Raw genomic sequence first — 19,310 nt, forward strand, 5'->3', positions numbered from 1 at the left:
GCGATGACTTACCCGCAAACCCACTTGGCCACCGGGTCAATCCACCGACCAACGCACCGGCAACGCATCCGGCCCCCTGAAATTGGGTACATAGCGCCAGCGCACGGCGCTGGGCTCCACCGCCAATTGCAGCCCGGGACAACGCCGCAGCAAGGTCGCCAAGGCTATCTCCAGTTCCTGCCTCGCCAGCGAAGCCCCCAGGCAGTAATGAGTACCTTTGCCAAAAGACATGTGCGGGCAGGCCGGGCGAGTGATGTCCAGTGTGTCCGGATCGGCGCACATCGCCTCGTCACGATTGGCCGCCCCCACCACCGCCACCAGCAGTTGCCCCCGCTGCAAACGCTGTCCGGCCAGTTCCGTGTCCCGGGTGACGAAACGAACCATGGCCCGTTCCACCGCCGAGTCATAACGCAAGAACTCTTCCACCGCGTCGGGCATCAATGTCGGCTCATCCCGCAATTGGATCAATGCCTCAGGATGCTGCACGAGCGTGTGCACGGCATTGCCAATCATCGATGCCGAAGTTTCGTGCCCGGCGATGATCAGCAGCGCGATCATGCTGCACAGCTCACTTCGGCTGAGCATACTGCCCTCTTCCTCGACCTGGGCCAGGGCCGACACCAGATCGTCGGCCGGTTGGGCCCGGCGCTGCTCGATCAAGGCGAGCATGTAGTGGGCAAATTCTTCGTAGCAGCGCTGCAGTTCGCTCAGGTCATGGCCCACCTGCCGGACAATCATGTGGGACCAGCGCCGGAAATCGTCGCGATCCTGAGCAGGGACGCCCAGCAGTTCGGCGATGACGGTAATCGACAGAGGAAAGGCATATTGGCTCACGACGTCCATCTGTCCGCTCGACTGCACTGCGTCCAGCAACGTCTCGGCGATTTGTTCGATGCGCGGTCGCATGGCGTTCACTGCCTTCAAGGTGAAGGCCTTGTTGACCAGGCGACGCAGGCGGCGATGGCTCTCCCCGTCGCGGTTGAGCATGTGCTCATTGAGAAATGCGATGGACTGCTCGCCGCCGAGCATCGCCGCGAATCGCGGATCGATGCGCGACGGATCACGGGCGAAGCGATCATTGTCCAGCAGGACCTCTTCGACTTCCCGGGCACCGGTGACGTACCACATCGGCAACTGCCCGTCGGGCTGGCTGAGGAACACCGGAGACGCCTGGCGCAGCGCCGCATAGTGCCGATAAGCCTCGCCGCGAAACGCGTCGCTATTCAAATCAAGGGTCCGCTCGTACGCCATGAACACTCTCCAGAGGAAGGAATCGTTGCCCATGAGTGGCTGGACTGGCGTAAAAAGATCCCTGCCAGCGCAAGCTCGCCCACCAGCCCCCTATCGCCTGTCACCGGATGAACCGTTTGCCCGGCCAGCGTCACTCAAGGGGAACCCAACCCCGCGTGGAGCTGACATGACGCATGCACTTGCCATCCATGGCCACTGTGACCCTCGCTTCGAGCCGGTCAGAGAGGCTTTTATCCAACTGATGAAAAGCCCTTTCGAACGCGGCGCCGCCCTGTCCATCCAGATCGACGGCGAAACGGTGATCGATCTGTGGGCCGGAATTGCCGGGCCGGAACCGGACGTCCAATGGCAGCGCGACACGCTGCTCAACCTGTTCTCTTGCACCAAGCCGTTCACCGCAGTGGCGATAATGCAGCTGGTGGGCGAGGGACGCCTGGACCTCGACACGCCGGTCTGCCGCTACTGGCCCGAATTCGCCAACGCCGGCAAAGCATCCATCACCGTGCGCCAGGTACTGTGCCATCGCGCCGGGCTACCGGCGTTGCGCACTCCCCTCGCGCCGGAAACGCTTTACGACTGGGACACCATGGTCGACCTGATCACCGAGGAGCAGCCCTGGGCCGACGCCGGCAAACAGCAGACCTATTCGCCGCTGCTGTTCGGCTGGATTCTCGGTGAATTGCTGCGCCGGGTGGATGGCATGGCCCCGGCGCAAAGCATCCACCAGCGGGTGGCGCTGCCACTCGGGCTGGATTTCCATATGGGCCTGGACGACGCGGACATCGCTCGATGCGCCTACATGGCGCGCACCAAGGACGACGTCGATGACGAGGCCTTTGGCCGAGTGCTGCAGTTCTTGCTCAACGAGCCGACGGCCATGAGTTCATTGGCCTTCGCCAATCCGCCGATGGTGCTGGGGCGCAGTAACGAAATCGGCTGGAAGCGGATGACCCAGCCGGCGGCCAACGGCCACGGCAACGCCCGCAGCCTGGCGGCGTTCTACGCCGGCCTGCTGGACGGACGCCTGCTGGAATCACCGCTGCTCAACGAAATGCTGTGCGAGCACAGCGCCGAATACGACCCGACGATCCAGACAGCCACCCGTTTCGGCCTGGGCATCATGCTCGATCAGCCGGACGTGGCGAACGGCAGCTACGGCATGGGAGCGAGCGCGTTCGGCCACATGGGCGCCGGTGGCACCATCGGCTTTGCCGACCCGGAGCGCGGCGTGGCGTTCGGCTTCGCCTGCAACACCATCGGCTCCTACGTCCTGATGGATCCTCGCGCACGCGGCCTGGCGAATGTTGCGATGGATTGTTTGTAAAATCCGGAATCGGCGATGTTAATCCGTGGCGAGGGAGCTTGCTCCCGCTGGATTGCGCAGCGAACCCATTTGTCTGATGGGCGCTACGCACCCAAGCGGGAGCAAGCTCCCTCGCCACGGGTTAGATATCAACAAGCGAATCGTATTGCACCAGTGCGCTCACACCCCAGGTGGCACTGCCGCCTCGGCCACCTGCGGCTCGACCGTATCTGGCGAAGCGACCACTTGCTCTTCGCCATCGCCGACCCGGGGCAACGCGGCCTTGGCGATCATGTCCGGTTGCGCCAGCAACTTGCGCGATGCTTCCACCGGCATCAGCAAACGCCCCATTACGCGGCCACGGCCGGCCGGGTTGAGCATGCGCAACTCCCGCTCATGCACCCCCGACAACTGCGCCAGCTGCGCCAGGTCCACCGGCTGCGCCAAGGCGACCATCTGGAAGTACGGCTGGTCGGCAATGGGGGTCAGGCTCACGCCGTAGTCCGCGGGAGTGTTGATCAGTTGCGATAAAGCCAGCAGCCGCGGCACGTAATTCTGGGTCTCGCCGGGCAGCGACAGATTCCAGTAATTGGTCGCCAGGCCACGGGCGCGGTTACGCGTGATGGCGTCGCGTACCCGCCCTTCCCCGGCGTTGTAGGCAGCCAGCGCCAGCAGCCAGTCGCCGTCGAAGTAATCGTGCAAGTAAGACAGGTAATCCAGGGCAGCCCGGGTGGAGGATGGAATATCCCGGCGCTCATCGTAGTCACCGTGCTGCTGCAATTGGTAACGGCGTCCGGTGGCTGGAATGAACTGCCAGAGCCCCAACGCCTGCGCAGGCGAACGTGCATTGGGATTGAACCCGCTTTCGATGGCCGGCAGCAAAGCCAGCTCCAGGGGCATGTTGCGCTTGTTCAGCTCGCCCACGATGAAGTGCAGGTAACGGCTACCGGCACGGCCGGTCTGGGTAAGAAAAGCCGGGCGCTCCATCAACCAGCGACGCTGCTCGTCGATGCGGGCCACGCCCTGGGTCCGGGTCTGCAAGGAAAATCCCTGGCGCATGCGCGCCCACAGGCTGCCGCCGCTTTGCGGGGATGACTCGCCAATCTCGATGATCGTGTCCGTGGGCGCCGGCTCAAGCCAGCGTAGCTGCGCGCGGTAAGGCTCGTTGGCGAAACGGTCGCCAATGGTCAACTGTGGTTCGAGATGCTGGCATCCGTACAGCAAGGTCCCCATGGCCAGCATGGACAAGCCTTTGGGGATGGATCGCAGAGCTGGCGAAGACGCAAGTGATCGGGACATGGGCGGTCAACCTTGAATGAGGTGGCGCCATTGGGTGGCAGATCACCGGCCAGCGGTTCCACACCGGTCCGTGGAACCGAAATGCCTCGGCTGTCACTCATCAGGGGCAGCAGGCGCTCGTCGGTGCCTGAATGACAATGCGAGGTCCATCATGGCGTCACCCACCTATTGCAAGCTGATCGATCAGCTGTGCGAACTCACGATGATTCCCAGCCCGTCAGCGTTCTACGAAGAGGCGAACCTGTCGGTCAAGGATGTGGACTTTTCCTTGAAGCACACGCCTGGCGTGGGCGAGGGAGACGTCTTCATCTACTGCGGCTTCGGCCCCCTGCCCGTGGCGAATCGTGAAGCGGTCCTGCAACGGCTGCTGGAAACCAACCTGTATCTGCTCAGCGGCGCGTTCTGTCCATCGCTGTCGTACAACCGCGACAGCAAACAGGTGGTCCTGATCGGCCACGTCCCGCTGGACGGCCTCACAGCCGAGCGCCTGCTCGGGCTGATGGGGGGTGCCGCCGACATGGCGCTGATCTGGCGCGATGGCTATTTCTTCGACGGTGCCAGCCCAGACGACGCCGCCAAGACCGCCCAGCACAAACCCACCCCGCGTAGCGCAGGGCTCAACAACGCCCTGTCGATCTAGGAAGGAGAACACGACATGCCAGCAGTATCAGTAGGCGGAACCTCAAGTTCGGCGCCGTTACCCCAACAGGACGATCGGATCACGCCGGTAAGACCCAGCCTGTCCGATCAGGTCCGCCCATCCACCACGCCCCTGGTGCCTTACCACTTTGAAGGGAAAGCGAGCGACAAGACCCAGGACACGCTCAAGACCAGGCAGCATCGCCTGACCGCATTGATCAAGGACCTCGGCAAGAAAAGCCCTGATAACGACCCCATCGGTTATGCGCGGCAGCATATGGCGCTGGAGGCCACCGTGCTGGACTTCGCACCAGGGACCAGTTTTCAAGACATCCAGAAGCACCTCGCCGAACTCGGCGGCACGCCCCACCCGATGCTGTCAGGCCAGGAAGAAACCGAAGCATTCGCCAAGGATTTCAACGAGTACCTGGCCAAGAACGAGGGCGACAGGGAAGAGAGCGGAGGTTTCAAAGCGGTCTGGGACAAGCACTGCGAACGCGTTGGTAATACCCTCGGTGCCTATCATTCGCTGTGTCAGGAAGTGATCGATCAAACCCCGGGAGAAGGCGATCTCAAGCTGCTGCGCAGCAGTCATGAAGCTTTTCGCGGTTATGCCAAAGGCGTCACGCAAGCCATGACGCAGGACATGCCCCAGCGGCTGAACACGTTCATGGAAAGCCGGATCGAGCACGCGCAACTAGCGGCGAACAACGAGAGCCTTCCCCAGGCCGATCGAGACAAGGCGAGGGATGAGTTAGGCCAGTTGCGTGAGGTCAACAAAGAGCTTGGCGGGTTGCTGAAGAAGGAGGACGACAAACCTAGCAAGCTGGCAGCGGCGACGAAAAAAAACGAGGTGCTGGACACCGCGCTGAAGAACGTCGCACGCCAGGACTACGTGGCCGAACTCAAGACCCACAGCGGCTTCGTGACAGGCCTGGCTGTATTTGCCGACGCAGGAATCCCCCAAGGCCTCGCGTCTGCCGGACACTTCGGCGCCGCCACCGCGGCGATCGACGAGGCGATGGCGGACCAGTCCTTCGGGAAACATGTGGCGGCGACGTCAACCGTCCTGGGTACCGCCCACAAGGTAATCAGCGATGGCCTGCGCCCGTTTGTCCAGGTCGTCGTCGACAAGACGATCGGCCGGGGGCTGGAAAAGGTCGACCCGCTGGCGGTATACCCCAAGGCCCTGCAAGACATCACCGTGAACGGACGCCGGGTTGCCAACGCCCAACGTGAGACCATCGACGCGACACAGAGCGAAAAGCGAGCCGATTTCAAACTCAAACAGAACGCCAACAATTTTGGCACCATGAGCGGCGACTTCACCGGTTACCTCGCCTTCGGCGCGGCTCATGCGGTGAGGGACACGATAGATCAGTTCACGTCCGTCAACGCCTCCGGTATCGCAGCTCGCAGTGTCGCCTCTGCGGTAGGCGGCACCTTCATGGCGGGCGGGCAGGCGGTTGCCAAATATGCCCAGACCCATGGCGATGAGCAAATCCCCACCTACCGCGTCACGAAGGAAAACCGCGAGTGGAAAGAACTCCTGCCCAAGGCGTTTGCCGAGGCGACTGGCAAGCTCAACCCGATCAGCATGGCCAATGTCAGTGACTTGGCCAACCGGATCGTGGGGGTGGGCCCAGGGATCGCCATGCGCACCGGCGTTGGGGATGCCGCCGCGGTGGGTGAAGACCCTGAAGTCAAAGAAAAAATGGAGCAGATCGTCACTACCTTCTTCTCGTCCGGCCTGACGCTGCTCCCATTCTTTGCCAACAGCGTGGCGGCACCGCTCGAGAACAAGGCACTGAGCGACGGCACTGACGACCTTGCCAAGCGGGCACAGGTACCGTGGCAGAACGTAACCAACCCTAACCGGGACACCCTGCCACACACCCAGACCGAAGGTTTGACCCGCAACCTGGAGAACGTCTATCACGTCACCCGCGGGCTGACCCAGATTGTTCCGCAGGGCAGCCTCTCCGCGCTCAACATCACCTCCGACTTTGCCAAGGGGTTGGTAACGAATCGGAAAAAAGCGCCCGCTGGCGACAACATGGAGCTGGCAGAACGCGGCGAAGCCCCGCCACAGAGCGGACCGTCCAACGAACCAACACCCACCCCTCGACCTAACTGAGAAAGCCGCCGGACCATCGCTCGGTGGCCCGGCATCCCTCCTTCCACGCTGGCCGCAGGAACTTCCCTGCGCCAGCCCTCGCGACATACTCCGACCGCCCCCGTGGCGAGGGAGCTTGCTCCCGCTCGGCTGCGAAGCAGTCGTAAACCGGCCAATGCGGTATGACTGAATTACCATGGTGCCTGGCTTCTGGGGCTGCTGCGCAGCCCAGCGGGAGCAAGCTCCCTCGCCACGGGGATTCGCTCGAGTTGGGAAAAATCCTCCCGAGGAACGATGCGTCGGGAAGCGCTCGCGTGTTAAACAGGGGACCAACGGGACCGCTGCCACTCGCATAAGGAATGACCATGAAACGCCTGCTCGTCGCTTTCCTGTCACTGGTTGTCACCGCCATCATCGTCGCGGGCGGCTACCTCTACAGCAAGCAGCCCACCCGCCAGGGCACCGTGCAGCTGCAGGGGCTGCAAGGCTCGGTGACGGTGCGCTACGACGAACGTGGGGTGCCGCATATCCGCGCCGAGAACGAAACCGACCTGTACCGCGCCCTGGGTTATGTCCACGCCCAGGACCGACTGTTCCAGATGGAACTGATGCGCCGCCTCGCCCGTGGCGAGCTGGCCGAGATCCTCGGGCCGAAGCTGCTCGACACCGACAAGCTGATGCGCAGCCTGCGCATCCGCGAACGCGCCGCCAGCCATGTAGCCGAGCAGGATCGCCAGTCGCCGGCGTGGATCGCGACGCAGGCTTATCTGGACGGCATCAATACCTACCAGCAAACCCATACGCGGCCGCTGGAGTTCGATGTGCTGGGCATTCCCAAGCGGCCCTTCACCGCTGAAGACACCGCCAGCATCATCGGCTACATGGCGTACAGCTTCGCCGCCGCCTTTCGCACCGAACCGCTGTTGACTTACGTGCGTGACAAACTCGGTGCCGAGTACCTGAATATCTTCGACCTCGATTGGCAGCCTCAGGGCGTCCTGCAAAAAGATCCCGCAAGCGGTCCGTCCCTGACCAACAATGACTGGAAAGACCTCAACGCCCTGGCGCGCCTGAGCGAACAGGCCCTGGCCGAAAATGGCCTGCCGCAGTTCGAAGGCAGCAACGCCTGGGCGGTTTCCGGCAGCCGCACGCACAGCGGCAAGCCCTTGCTGGCGGGTGACCCGCACATCCGTTTTTCCGCGCCGTCGGTGTGGTACGAGGCGCATTTGTCGGCGCCGGGTTTCGAGCTCTACGGCCAATACCAGGCGCTGGTGCCCTTTGCGACGCTGGGCATGAACAAGGATTTCGGCTGGAGCATCACCATGTTTCAGAACGACGACCTGGACCTGATCGCCGAGAAGACCAACCCGGACAACCCCGAACAGGTCTGGTATCGCGACCAATGGGTGGACATGACCCGCAGCGAACAGCAGATCGCCGTCAAAGGCCAGGCAGCCGTGACCCTGGTGCTGCGCCAGTCGCCCCATGGCCCGATCGTCAACGATGCCCTCGGCGCCAATGCCGGCAAGACGCCGATCGCCATGTGGTGGGGGTTCCTGGAAACCCGCAACCCGATCCTCGAAGCCTTCTACCAGCTCAACCGCGCCGACACCCTCGCCAAGGCTCGCAGCGCGTCGGCCAGGATCCACGCGCCGGGCCTGAATGTGGTCTGGGCCAACGCCAAGGGTGATATCGGCTGGTGGGCCGCGGCGCAGTTGCCCAAGCGCCCGGAGGGTGTGAAGCCCGGTTTCATTCTCAATGGCGGTAGCGCTGAAGCGGAAAAACCGGGCTTCCTGCCTTTCAGCAGCAATCCCCAGGAAGAGAACCCGGCCAGGGGCTACGTTCTCTCGGCAAATTTCCAGCCGGTGCCGGCTAGCGGGATCGAAATTCCCGGTTATTACAACCTTGCCGACCGAGGCCAGGAGCTGGATCGGCAGTTGAGCGAGAAACAGGCCAAATGGGATATCCAGACCACCCAGAAGCTGCAACTGGGCACCACCACCGCCTATGGCCCGCGCCTGCTTGCGCCGCTGTTGCCGATACTGCGCGAAGCGGTCAGCGACCCGCAGGAGCGCAAGTGGCTGGAACAACTGGCTGGATGGAAGGGCGACTACCCGCTGGATTCCGTCAACGCCACGCTGTTCAACCAGTTCCTGTACGAGCTGGCCGACGCGGCCCTGCGCGATGAACTGGGCGATGGTTTCTTCGAAACCGCACTGTCGACCCGGGTGATAGATGCCGCGCTGCCACGCCTGGCCGCCGCAAAAGACTCGCCTTGGTGGGACGACCGCTCGACGTTGGGCACTGAAACCCGTACCGATACGGTGATCAAGGCGTGGAACAAAAGCCTGGTGCACTTGAAGGCCACCTTGGGCGAAGACGCCAGCCAATGGCAATGGGGCAAGGCCCACACCCTGACCCACGGGCATCCGTTGGGCCAACAGAAACCGCTGGACCGGGTCTTCAACGTCGGCCCGTTCGCCGCCCCCGGTACCCATGAAGTGCCCAACAACCTCTCGGCCAGGATCGGCCCGGCGCCCTGGCCGGTGACCTACGGCCCCTCCACTCGACGCATCATCGACTTCGCCGACCCGACCCACAGCGTCACCATCAATCCGGTCGGCCAGAGCGGCGTGCCGTTCGACAAACATTATGAAGACCAGGCCGATGCCTACATCGAAGGGCTGTATCACCAGGCCCACCTCGCGGAGGAGGAAGTCACGGCCAACACCCGCGGCACCTTGAAACTGTTGCCCGCCAGGGCACAGCCCTGAATCCTTTCTTGACCGTCGGCAGGCTCGATCGCCATTGATGGTCAAGACTACAGGGGCCCAAACCCCGTTTACCTCAATGGAGTCCATGCAATGTTCAATAACTGGTCCGAGCTGCTGCCCACCATCAAGAGCGCCTTTGGCGCCCTGGGAAAAAGCAATCCGAAAATGGTCAAGGCCTACATGGCCCTGGATGAAGCGGCGGCCGAGAACAATGTGCTCGATGCCAAGACCCGCGAACTGATTTCCATCGCCGTGGCGATCACCACTCGCTGTGATGGTTGCATCGGCGTGCACACCGATGCCGCCATCAAGGCCGGCGCCACTCGCGAGGAAATCGCCGCGACCTTGGCGACGGCGGTCTCGCTGAACGCCGGCGCGGCTTACATTTACTCGTTGCGGGCGCTGGAGGCCCATGACGCGCTGAAGAAGTAGCCGGCAGGTGCTATCGCCTTCGCGAGCAGGCTCGCTCCCACAGGGGATCTGAGCCAGGTCGCAAAGTTAGGAACAACATAAAACCTGTGGGAGCGAGCTTGCTCGCGATGACGGACTGACAGTCAACCTCTTCACTGACTGTAATATCGCTATCGCGAGCAAGCTCGCTCCCACATGGTTCCGCTCCTCAATCAGGCCGAAGTGGTCTCGGGCCGGCGCACCTGCGGTTGTTTCCAGGAATCGGCGGCGCTTTCCTCGATGGCTTGCTGGATCGCTCGCTTGCGGTTTTCTTCGGCGCGGCGGCTGAAGTACCAGACCAGGAAGGTCACCAGCGACACCGCCAGCAGGATCAGGCTCGCCACCGCGTTGATTTCCGGCTTGACCCCCAGGCGTACCGCCGAGAAGACTTCCATCGGCAACGTCGTCGAGCCAGGACCGGAGACGAAGCTTGCCAGCACCAGGTCGTCGAGGGACAACGCGAACGACATCATCGCGCCCGCCGCCAGCGATGGCGCGATCATCGGGATGGTGATCAAAAAGAACACCTTCCACGGCCGCGCACCGAGGTCCATGGCTGCCTCTTCGATGGACAGGTCCAGCTCACGCAAGCGCGCCGAGACCACCACCGCCACATAGGCCGCGCAGAACGTCGTATGGGCGATCCAGATCGTGACGATGCCACGCTCCTGTGGCCAGCCGATCATCTGCGCCATCGCCACGAACAGCAGCAACAGCGACAGGCCGGTGATCACTTCCGGCATCACCAACGGCGCGGTGACCAGGCCGCCGAACAACGTGCGGCCCTTGAAGTGGGTGATACGGGTCAGCACGAAGGCCGCCAGCGTACCCAGCGCCACCGCGGCGATCGCGGTGTAGCAGGCAATCTCCAGCGAACGCACCACCGAGCCCATCAGTTGCGAGTTGTCCAGCAGGCCGACGTACCACTTGACCGACCAACCGCCCCACACCGTCACCAGTTTCGAGGCGTTGAACGAAAAGATCACCAGGATCAGCATCGGCGCATAGATGAACAACAGCCCCAACACCAGCATCAGGCTTGAAAAACTGAAGCGCTTCATTCCTTGCCCTCCATTTCCTTGGCCTGACTGCGGTTGAACAGGATGATGGGCACGATCAGGATCGCCAGCATCACTACCGCCAGGGCGGATGCCACCGGCCAGTCACGGTTGTTGAAGAATTCCTGCCACAGCACCTTGCCGATCATCAGCGTTTCCGGACCGCCCAGCAGTTCCGGGATCACGAACTCACCCACTACCGGGATGAACACCAGCATGCAGCCTGCGACGATGCCGTTCTTGGACAGCGGCACGGTGATTTTCCAGAAGCTGTTGAACGTGCTCGAACCCAGGTCGGACGCAGCTTCCAACAGGCTCGGGTCGTGTTTGACCAGGTTGGCGTACAGCGGCAGGATCATGAACGGCAGGTAGGAATAAACCACGCCGATATAGACCGCCAGGTTGGTGTTGAGGATCTGCAAGGGCTCGCTGATCCAGCCCATGCTCATCAGGAAGCCATTGAGCAGGCCGTTGTTGCTGAGGATGCCCATCCACGCGTAGACGCGGATCAGGATCGCGGTCCAGGTCGGCATCATGATCAGCAATACCAGCACCGTCTGCATCTCTTTGCGGGCGTTGGCGATGCCGTAGGCCATCGGGTAGCCGATCAGCAGGCACAGCACGGTGCTGATCAGGGCCATCTTCAGCGAGCCGAGATAGGCGGCGATGTACAGTTCGTCCTCGCTGAGCATCGCGTAGTTGGCGAGGTTGAGCAGCACTTGCAGCTTCTGGTCGACGTAGCTATAGATCTCGGTGTACGGCGGAATGGCCACGTCGGCTTCGGCGAAGCTGATCTTCAGGACGATGAAGAACGGCAGCATGAAGAACAGAAACAACCAGATGAAGGGCACCCCGATGACCAGCTGACGGCCACCGGGCGTTATTCGAGCGAGTCGGCGTTTGAGCTTGCGCATGTTCATGAGCGAAGCACCACGCCGCTGTCGTCTTCCCACCAGACGAACACCTGGTCGCCCCAGGTCGGGCGCTGGCCGCGGCGCTCGGCGTTGGCGACGAACGACTGCACCAGCTTGCCGCTTGGCAATTCGACGTAGAACACCGAGTGGCCGCCCAGGTAGGCAATGTCATGGACCTTGCCGCTGGACCAGTTGTGCTCGCAGGTTGGCTGCTCGGAGGTGACCAGCAGCTTCTCCGGGCGAATGGCGTAGGTCACGGACTTGTCCTGCACCGAAGTGCTGATGCCGTGGCCGACGTAGATATTGCGATCAAGGTCCTTGCAGGTCAGCACCGCGTGGCCCTCGGCGTCGTCCACCACTTCGGTCTCGAAGATGTTGACGTTGCCGATGAACTCGCAGACCAGGCGGCTGGTCGGGGTTTCGTAGATGTCGATCGGGCTGCCGATCTGGGCAATCCAGCCCAGGTGCATGATCGCGATGCGCTCGGCCATGGTCATGGCCTCTTCCTGGTCGTGGGTCACCATTACACAGGTCACGCCGACCCGCTCGATGATCTCCACCAGCTCAAGCTGCATCTGCGAGCGCAGCTTCTTGTCCAGGGCGCCCATCGGCTCGTCGAGCAGCAGCAGCTTCGGCCGCTTGGCCAGGGAACGGGCCAGGGCGACGCGCTGGCGCTGGCCGCCGGAGAGCTGGTGCGGCTTGCGCTTGGCGTACTGGCTCATCTGCACGAGCTTGAGCATCTCGGCCACGCGGGCATCGACCTCGGCTTTCGGGATCTTGTCCTGTTGCAGGCCGAAGGCGATGTTCTGCGCCACCGTCATGTGGGGGAACAAGGCGTAGGACTGGAACATCATGTTGATCGGCCGCTCGTAGGGCGGCATGTCGGTGATGTCCACGCCATCGAGGAAGATCCGCCCCTCCGTGGGCCGCTCGAAACCTGCCAGCATGCGCAGCAAGGTGGATTTGCCTGATCCCGAACCGCCGAGCAAGGCGAAGATCTCGCCTTTCTTGATTTCCAGGGACACATCGTCCACGGCAATCGTCTCGTCGAACTTCTTCGTGACCCGGTCGATCTTGACCAGCACCTGCTTGGGTGTCTGGTCGCCCTCGAGGGCTTTCTTATAGGCGCCGGAGGCAACTGCCATTTACGAAACTCCCACAAAATTTGCAGCTCGCCCAAGACGGGCGAACCTTGGAAAAGTTAGAGCGCTTGACGCTATTTACCCGACTTGACCTTGGTCCAGCTGCGGGTCATGAGTCGTTGGATCTTGGGCGGCAACTCGGAGTTGACGTAGAGCTTGTCGACGACCGCTTGCGGTGGATAAACCGCTTCGTCGGTGCGTACTTCCTGGTCCATCAGTTCGCCAGCCTTCGGGTTCGGGTTGGCGTAACCGACGACGTCGCTCACCTGGGCGATGACCTCAGGCTTGAGCAGGTAGTTGATGAACGCATGGGCCTCCTTGGCGTTGCTGGCGTCGCGCGGGATCGCCAGCATGTCGAACCAGAGGTTGCCGCCTTCCTTGGGAATCACGTAGGCGATGTCGACGCCCTTGCCGGCCTCGCTGGCACGTTCGCGGGCCTGGAAAATGTCCCCGGAGAAACCGGCGGCCACGCAGATCTCGCCGTTGGCCAGATCGGAGATGTACTTGGAGGAATTGAAGTAGGTGACGTAAGGCCGGATCTTGAGGAGCTGGGCCTCGGCCTTCTTGTAGTCTTCAGGGTTCTGGCTGTTGGGGTCCAGGCCCAGGTAGTTGAGCATGGCCGGGATCATCTCGTCGCCCGAATCGAGGAACGAAACACCGCAGCTGGAGAGCTTCTTGATATTTTCCGGTTCGAACAGCATGGCCCACGAGTCGATTTTCTCGACGCCCAATACCGCCTTGACCTTCTCGACGTTGTAGCCGATGCCGTTGGTACCCCACAGGTAAGGCACGGCATATTGGTTGCCCGGGTCGTTTTTCTCCAGGCGCTTGAGCAGCGCGGGGTCGAGGTTGGCGTAGTTGGGCAATTGCGCCTTGTCGAGCTTCTGGAACGCACCGGCCTTGATCTGCTTGCCCAGGAAGTGGTTGGACGGCACGACCACGTCGTAACCGGTACGACCGGCCAGCAACTTGCCTTCCAGGGTTTCGTTGGAATCGAACACGTCGTAGACCGGCTTGATCCCGGTGGCTTTCTCGAAGTCCGCCAGGGTGGTCTCGCCGATGTAGTCCGACCAGTTATAAATATGCACGGTGGAGGCGGCCTGGACACCGACGGCGAGCGTCAGGCCGGCACCGACCAGCAAAGCGTTGCGTAACAAAGAAAAGACAGGCACGTGGAGGTCCTCTTAAATAGTTGGGCCCAAGTTGCCCCCGTTACCGGGCAACGAAATGCCCTGCAACAAAACCGGCGCGCAACTTACCCTCGATAAACCGATCCGGCAAAACTTTTAGTTATTTAATTGCGCCTGTTGCCGCCGCCGTGACGACGTCGACAACAGGAGATTGCTTCAAGCCGGCTTTATTTACCGGATTTGATCTTGGTCCAGCTGCGGGTCAGGATCCGCTGGGTCGCGGCCGGCAGGTCGGCAATCGCGTAGAGCTTGGCCTTCACTTCGTCCGATGGGTAAATGCTCGGGTCACCGGAGATTTCCTTGTCCACCAGCGGGGTGGCGGCCTTGTTGCCGTTAGGGAAACGTACTTCGTCGGTGATCTCCGCCATGATTTCCGGCTGCATGATGAAGTTCATCCACTTGTAAGCGGCTTCGACGTTTTCGGCATCCTTGGGAATGGCGACCATGTCGTAGAACGAACCGGCACCTTCCTTCGGAATGGTGTAGGCCACTTTCACCTTGCCGCCAGCCTCGGCAGCACGGCTCTTGGACTGCTCGATATCACCCGAGTAACCCACGGCCACACAGATGTTGCCGTTGGCCAGGTCCGAGATGTACTTGGAGGAGTGGAAGTAACCGATCGATGGGCGCAGCTTGAGGAACAGGTCTTCGGCGGCTTTCAGATCAGCCTTGTCCGTGCTGTCTGTCGGCTTGCCCAGATAGTGCAGGGCCACCGGAATCATTTCGGTCGGCGAATCGAGGAAGCTCACGCCGCAGCTCTTGAGCTTGGCGATGTTCTCCGGCTTGAGCAGGGTGTCCCAGGAATCGATCTTGTCGACGCCCAATGCGGCCTTGACCTTCTCCGGGTTGTAACCGATGCCGATGGTGCCCCACATGTAGGGGAAGGCGTGTTTGTTGCCCTGGTCGCTGGCATCACCGACGGCCTTGAGCAGGTCGGTGTCGAGATTTTTCCAGTTCGGCAGCTTGGACTTGTCCAGCTCTTGATAGACACCGGCCTTGATCTGCTTGGCGAGGAAGTTGTTCGACGGCACGACGATGTCATAGCCGGATTTGCCCGCCAGCAGCTTGGCCTCCAGGGTCTCGTTGCTGTCGAAGACGTCGTAGACGACCTTGATCCCTGTCTCCTTTTCGAACTTGGCGACCGTGTCCTTCGCGATGTAGTCCGACCAGTTATAGACGTGCAGCACTTTGTCGTCCGCCTGGACGGCGCCCGCCATCACACCCGCCAGGGACATGGCGAGGAGGGTCTTGCCAGCTATCTTCATACCTAATGTCTTCATGCTTATTGCCTTCATGAAAAAGTGCTCCAGTTATTCTTCTTGGCCACGGTTCAGTAGCCGGCTCTCTGGCAACTTGAACAGCAGGGGTAGTCTGGCAAGTTACAGGGCAGGCTTTCAACACAAGCCCAGCCTTTATTCACACCGGGCGAGGCCCATGTCGGCACCTCGCACAGAGCCTAGCACTCAGCCTTGCAGCGCACCGAGCGTCAGGTCCAGGCAGTGCCGCGCCTTGGCCACCAATTCGTCGATCTCGGCCTTGCTGATCACCAGCGGCGGCGCAATGATCATGGTGTCGCCGACCGCACGCATGATCAGCCCGTTATCGAAGCAGAACTGCCGGCAGATCATGCCCACGCCCTTGCCTTCGTAGCGTTTGCGCGTGGCCTTGTCCTGGACCAGTTCGATCGCCCCCAGCAAACCGACGCCGCGCACTTCACCCACCAGCGGATGATCGTTCAGTTCCCGCAGGCGCTGCTGCAAATACGGTGCCGTTTCGCTGTGGACGCGCTCGATGATCTTTTCTTCGCGCAGGATACGGATATTTTCCAGGGCCACCGCAGCGGCCACCGGGTGACCGGAGTAGGTGAAGCCGTGGTTGAAGTCACCGCCTTCGTTGAGCACCGCGACCACATCGTCGCGCACGATCAGGCCGCCCATGGGGATGTAACCCGAGGTCAGGCCCTTGGCAATGGTCATCATGTGCGGTTTCAACCCGTAATGATCGGTACCGAACCACTCACCCGTGCGGCCAAAACCGCAGATGACCTCGTCGGCCACGAACAGGATGTCGTATTTGGCGAGGATATCCTTCATGCGCGGCCAGTAGCTGTCCGGCGGCACGATCACGCCGCCGGCGCCCTGGATCGGCTCGGCAATGAACGCACCGACGTTGTCGACGCCGATCTCGAGGATCTTTTCTTCCAGTTGATTGGCGGCCCAGATGCCGAACTCTTCGGGGCTCATGTCGCCGCCTTCGCCAAACCAGTACGGTTGGGCGATGTGGACAATACCCGGGATCGGCAGGTCGCCCTGCTCATGCATGTAGGTCATGCCACCCAGGCTCGCGCCAGCCACGGTTGAACCGTGATAACCGTTTTTGCGACTGATGATGACTTTCTTGTTCGGCTGCCCTTTGATCGCCCAGTAGTGGCGGACCATACGCAGCATGGTGTCGTTGCCTTCGGAGCCGGAGCCGGTGAAGAACACGTGGTTCATGCCTTCCGGGGCGATGTCGGCGATGGCCTTTGACAGTTCCAGCACCGGCGGGTGGGCGGTCTGGAAGAACAGGTTGTAGTACGGCAGCTCGCGCATCTGTTGGCTGGCGGCGTCCGCCAGCTCATCGCGACCGTAGCCGACGGCCACGCACCATAGGCCGGCCATGCCGTCGAGGATCTTGTTGCCTTCACTGTCCCAGAGGTACACGCCCTTGGCGTGGGTGATAATGCGCGGGCCTTTCTCTTTGAGCTGTTTGAAGTCGCTGAACGGTGCCAGGTGGTGATCGCTGCTCAGGGCCTGCCATTCACGGGTTTGCGGGTTGTTGCGGGTCATGCGGATTCTCCTTTTATTCCATTGGGGGCGGGGCTTTCGGCGGCCCCGCCCGGCGCATCAGACGGCAAAGAGCAGGAATTCCCGCTCCCACGAACTGATGACGCGCTTGAAGTTTTCATGCTCGGCCCGCTTGACCGCGACGTAGCCCGTGATGAATTTCTTGCCCAGGTACTTCTCGATGGTGGAGCTATTTTCCATGCGCTCCAGGGCATCTTCGATGGTCAGCGGCAAACGCAGGTTCCGGCGCTCATAACCACGGCCGACTACCGGCGCGCTCGGATCGATGCCCTCGACCATGCCGATGTAGCCGCACAGCAGGCTGGCGGCAATCGCCAGGTACGGGTTGGCGTCGGCGCCCGGCAAGCGATTTTCCACGCGACGGTTCTGCGGCCCGGCGTCCGGAACCCGCAAGCCCACGGTGCGGTTTTCTTCGCCCCATTCGACGTTCACCGGCGCCGAGGTGTCGGGCAGGAAGCGGCGGAACGAGTTGACGTTGGGGGCGAACAGCGGCAGCAGCTCGGGGATGAATCTCTGCAGGCCACCGATGTGGTGCAGGAACAGCTCGCTCATGGTCCCGTCTTCGTTGGAGAAGACGTTCTTGCCGGTTTCCTTGTCGATGATGCTCTGGTGCAAGTGCATCGCACTGCCCGGCTCGCCGGTCATCGGTTTGGCCATGAAGGTGGCGGCCACATCGTGTTTGAGCGCCGCCTCGCGCATGGTGCGCTTGAACACCAGGATCTGGTCGGCCAGCGACAGTGCATCGCCATGACGGAAGTTGATTTCCATCTGCGCGGTGCCGTCTTCGTGAATCAGGGTATCGAGGTCCAGTTCCTGCAATTCGCACCAGTCATAGACGTCCTCGAACAACGGGTCGAATTCGTTCGCCGCTTCGATCGAGAAAGACTGGCGACCGGTTTCCGGGCGACCGGAACGGCCAATCGGCGGTTGCAGCGGAAAGTCCGGGTCGTCGCTGCGCTTGGTCAGGTAGAACTCCATCTCCGGCGCGACGATCGGCTGCCAGCCCTTGTCGGCGTAGAGCTTGAGCACCTTCTTCAGCACGTTGCGCGGCGACAGCTCGATGGGGTTGCCTTGCTTGTCGTAAGAATCGTGGATCACCTGGGCGGTGGGCTCGATGGCCCAGGGCACCAGGAAGACTGCGTTTTCGTCCGGGCGGCAGATCATGTCGATGTCGGCGGGGTCGAGCAGTTCGTAATAGATGTCGTCTTCGACATAGTCGCCCGTTACGGTCTGGAGCAGAACGCTCTCGGGCAGGCGCATGCCTTTTTCGGCGATGAACTTGTTGGTCGGCGAGATCTTGCCCCGGGTAATGCCGGTCAGGTCGCCAATCATGCATTCGACTTCTGTGATCTTGTGGTCTTTCAACCAATCGGTGAGCTGGTCGAGGTTGTTACTCATAAATGCCTCTAGGCGTGAGTTTCCTGACTGCTATTAGTCGTCAGGCGTTGTTTGACGCATCGGCGTCGCGTTGTGTTGCCCTTGCTCGGCAGGCATCGCCAAATGCCTGGAAAATCGCAAGGTAGTGCGGGTTGGAGCCTACCGCCCATTCAGGGTGCCATTGCACTCCTAAAGCAAAAGCCTTGCCTTGTACCACCGAGACGGCTTCGATCAAGCCATCCGGCGCCAGCGCTTCGGCCCGCAGCCCCGAGGCCAGGCGCTCGATGCCCTGGCTGTGGATCGAGTTGACCTCGACCTGCGGCGGCAGCCCTAAAGACGCGAGGATACCGCCAGGCTGGACATGCACGGCATGGGCAGGACCATATTGGACCTCTACCGGCTGGGTGTCGTCTTCACGATGATCGATGAAGGTTCCGACTTCATGAACTTTCTGATGCAGGCTACCGCCAAAGGCAACGTTCATTTCCTGGAAACCGCGACAGATGCCCAGCACCGGAACGCCCGCGTCGACCGCTGCGCGGATCAGCGGCAGGGTAATGGCGTCCCGTGCAGGATCATGAGCGGTGCCTGGCGCGCTGGCCGGGCCCTGGTAGTGAAAAGGTTCTACATTGGAAGGGGAGCCGGTAAAAAGAATACCGTCCAGGGCGTCCAGAATATCGGACGGGGAGAACAGATCCGCCAGGGACGGGATCAGCACCGGCAAGCCCTTGGCGGCCGTTGCGACAGCCCGCGCATATTTGTCGCCAGTGGTGTGATACGCATGCAGACCGATCTGCCTGGAGCAGGTGGTGATGCCGATTAACGGCAGGCGAGACATGAAGCACCCCGGTATTATTGCTGTTATGGGTTTGAATCGAGCTTAGCCTTGTTCATTTTTTTACACAACACCCCCGTAAAAAATACAACACGGCCCGCTCAAGCCTGCGGGGG

The 19,310-nt window shown here is 61.6% G+C and carries 15 protein-coding genes; 5 read left to right on the forward strand and 10 right to left on the reverse strand.

Annotated features, from left to right (window positions below):
• Positions 1-36: 36 nt before the first annotated feature.
• The gene (locus tag J3P91_RS26190; protein WP_434602169.1) at positions 37-1,251 is read right to left on the reverse strand and encodes a cytochrome P450 family protein; all 1,215 of its coding nucleotides are present in this window, start codon (positions 1,249-1,251) and stop codon (positions 37-39) included.
• Positions 1,252-1,417: 166 nt separating this feature from the next.
• Between J3P91_RS26190 and J3P91_RS26195 the strand changes: the two genes are divergently transcribed.
• Positions 1,418-2,575: a serine hydrolase domain-containing protein gene (locus J3P91_RS26195; protein ID WP_434602170.1), complete on the forward strand. Its 1,158-nt coding sequence runs from the start codon at positions 1,418-1,420 to the stop codon at positions 2,573-2,575.
• Positions 2,576-2,734: 159 nt separating this feature from the next.
• Here J3P91_RS26195 and J3P91_RS26200 read toward each other — a convergent pair whose 3' ends face one another.
• Positions 2,735-3,853 carry a transglycosylase SLT domain-containing protein gene (locus J3P91_RS26200; protein WP_434602171.1) on the reverse strand — a complete coding sequence of 373 codons (1,119 nt, stop codon included), beginning with the start codon at positions 3,851-3,853 and terminating at the stop codon, positions 2,735-2,737.
• 151 nt (positions 3,854-4,004) lie between these two features.
• Between J3P91_RS26200 and J3P91_RS26205 the strand changes: the two genes are divergently transcribed.
• The 4 genes from J3P91_RS26205 to J3P91_RS26220 all read left to right on the forward strand — a co-directional run bounded on the left by J3P91_RS26205 (position 4,005) and on the right by J3P91_RS26220 (position 9,814).
• The gene (locus J3P91_RS26205; RefSeq protein ID WP_434602172.1) at positions 4,005-4,493 is read left to right on the forward strand and encodes a CesT family type III secretion system chaperone; all 489 of its coding nucleotides are present in this window, start codon (positions 4,005-4,007) and stop codon (positions 4,491-4,493) included.
• A gap of 213 nt (positions 4,494-4,706) precedes the next feature.
• A complete protein-coding gene (locus tag J3P91_RS26210) occupies positions 4,707-6,629 on the forward strand; it encodes a type III effector (RefSeq protein ID WP_434602173.1) in 1,923 nt (640 codons plus the stop codon).
• A gap of 344 nt (positions 6,630-6,973) precedes the next feature.
• Entirely contained in the window at positions 6,974-9,382 is a 2,409-nt protein-coding gene (locus J3P91_RS26215) for a penicillin acylase family protein (RefSeq protein ID WP_434602175.1), read from the forward strand.
• A 90-nt stretch (positions 9,383-9,472) separates the two neighbouring features.
• Positions 9,473-9,814: a carboxymuconolactone decarboxylase family protein gene (locus J3P91_RS26220; RefSeq protein WP_014340738.1), complete on the forward strand. Its 342-nt coding sequence runs from the start codon at positions 9,473-9,475 to the stop codon at positions 9,812-9,814.
• A 191-nt stretch (positions 9,815-10,005) separates the two neighbouring features.
• Here J3P91_RS26220 and J3P91_RS26225 read toward each other — a convergent pair whose 3' ends face one another.
• The 8 genes from J3P91_RS26225 to J3P91_RS26260 all read right to left on the reverse strand — a co-directional run bounded on the left by J3P91_RS26225 (position 10,006) and on the right by J3P91_RS26260 (position 19,197).
• A complete protein-coding gene (locus J3P91_RS26225; protein ID WP_305498066.1) occupies positions 10,006-10,893 on the reverse strand; it encodes an ABC transporter permease subunit in 888 nt (295 codons plus the stop codon).
• The gene (locus tag J3P91_RS26230) at positions 10,890-11,810 is read right to left on the reverse strand and encodes an ABC transporter permease subunit (RefSeq protein ID WP_434571068.1); all 921 of its coding nucleotides are present in this window, start codon (positions 11,808-11,810) and stop codon (positions 10,890-10,892) included. The genes J3P91_RS26225 and J3P91_RS26230 overlap by 4 nt, the downstream gene beginning before the upstream one ends.
• On the reverse strand, positions 11,807-12,949 hold the full coding sequence (locus J3P91_RS26235) for an ABC transporter ATP-binding protein (RefSeq protein ID WP_014340741.1): 1,143 nt from the start codon (positions 12,947-12,949) through the stop codon (positions 11,807-11,809). Before J3P91_RS26235 ends, J3P91_RS26230 begins: the two co-directional genes overlap by 4 nt.
• 71 nt (positions 12,950-13,020) lie before the next feature.
• A complete protein-coding gene (locus J3P91_RS26240; RefSeq protein WP_434602176.1) occupies positions 13,021-14,118 on the reverse strand; it encodes a polyamine ABC transporter substrate-binding protein in 1,098 nt (365 codons plus the stop codon).
• A 185-nt stretch (positions 14,119-14,303) separates the two neighbouring features.
• On the reverse strand, positions 14,304-15,401 hold the full coding sequence (locus tag J3P91_RS26245; protein ID WP_434605230.1) for a polyamine ABC transporter substrate-binding protein: 1,098 nt from the start codon (positions 15,399-15,401) through the stop codon (positions 14,304-14,306).
• Positions 15,402-15,599: 198 nt separating this feature from the next.
• Positions 15,600-16,964, reverse strand: coding sequence for an aspartate aminotransferase family protein (locus J3P91_RS26250; RefSeq protein WP_434602177.1), 1,365 nt, complete (start codon positions 16,962-16,964; stop codon positions 15,600-15,602).
• Positions 16,965-17,021: 57 nt separating this feature from the next.
• A complete protein-coding gene (locus J3P91_RS26255) occupies positions 17,022-18,380 on the reverse strand; it encodes a glutamine synthetase family protein (RefSeq protein WP_434602179.1) in 1,359 nt (452 codons plus the stop codon).
• Positions 18,381-18,420: 40 nt separating this feature from the next.
• Positions 18,421-19,197 carry a gamma-glutamyl-gamma-aminobutyrate hydrolase family protein gene (locus J3P91_RS26260; protein WP_434602180.1) on the reverse strand — a complete coding sequence of 259 codons (777 nt, stop codon included), beginning with the start codon at positions 19,195-19,197 and terminating at the stop codon, positions 18,421-18,423.
• Positions 19,198-19,310: the final 113 nt, after the last annotated feature.

Source organism: Pseudomonas sp. Z4-7, assembly GCF_051131965.1.
Classification (GTDB): domain Bacteria; phylum Pseudomonadota; class Gammaproteobacteria; order Pseudomonadales; family Pseudomonadaceae; genus Aquipseudomonas.

Excerpts from the sequence above, each read along its gene's own strand:
- J3P91_RS26190 (WP_434602169.1), bottom strand. The coding sequence starts at position 1,251 with ATGGCGTACGAGCGGACCCTTGATTTGAATAGCGACGCGTTTCGCGGC.
- J3P91_RS26195 (WP_434602170.1), top strand. The coding sequence starts at position 1,418 with ATGACGCATGCACTTGCCATCCATGGCCACTGTGACCCTCGCTTCGAG.
- J3P91_RS26200 (WP_434602171.1), bottom strand. The coding sequence starts at position 3,853 with ATGTCCCGATCACTTGCGTCTTCGCCAGCTCTGCGATCCATCCCCAAA.
- J3P91_RS26205 (WP_434602172.1), top strand. The coding sequence starts at position 4,005 with ATGGCGTCACCCACCTATTGCAAGCTGATCGATCAGCTGTGCGAACTC.
- J3P91_RS26215 (WP_434602175.1), top strand. The coding sequence starts at position 6,974 with ATGAAACGCCTGCTCGTCGCTTTCCTGTCACTGGTTGTCACCGCCATC.
- J3P91_RS26220 (WP_014340738.1), top strand. The coding sequence starts at position 9,473 with ATGTTCAATAACTGGTCCGAGCTGCTGCCCACCATCAAGAGCGCCTTT.
- J3P91_RS26225 (WP_305498066.1), bottom strand. The coding sequence starts at position 10,893 with ATGAAGCGCTTCAGTTTTTCAAGCCTGATGCTGGTGTTGGGGCTGTTG.
- J3P91_RS26230 (WP_434571068.1), bottom strand. The coding sequence starts at position 11,810 with ATGAACATGCGCAAGCTCAAACGCCGACTCGCTCGAATAACGCCCGGT.
- J3P91_RS26235 (WP_014340741.1), bottom strand. The coding sequence starts at position 12,949 with ATGGCAGTTGCCTCCGGCGCCTATAAGAAAGCCCTCGAGGGCGACCAG.
- J3P91_RS26245 (WP_434605230.1), bottom strand. The coding sequence starts at position 15,401 with ATGAAGATAGCTGGCAAGACCCTCCTCGCCATGTCCCTGGCGGGTGTG.
- J3P91_RS26250 (WP_434602177.1), bottom strand. The coding sequence starts at position 16,964 with ATGACCCGCAACAACCCGCAAACCCGTGAATGGCAGGCCCTGAGCAGC.
- J3P91_RS26255 (WP_434602179.1), bottom strand. The coding sequence starts at position 18,380 with ATGAGTAACAACCTCGACCAGCTCACCGATTGGTTGAAAGACCACAAG.
- J3P91_RS26260 (WP_434602180.1), bottom strand. The coding sequence starts at position 19,197 with ATGTCTCGCCTGCCGTTAATCGGCATCACCACCTGCTCCAGGCAGATC.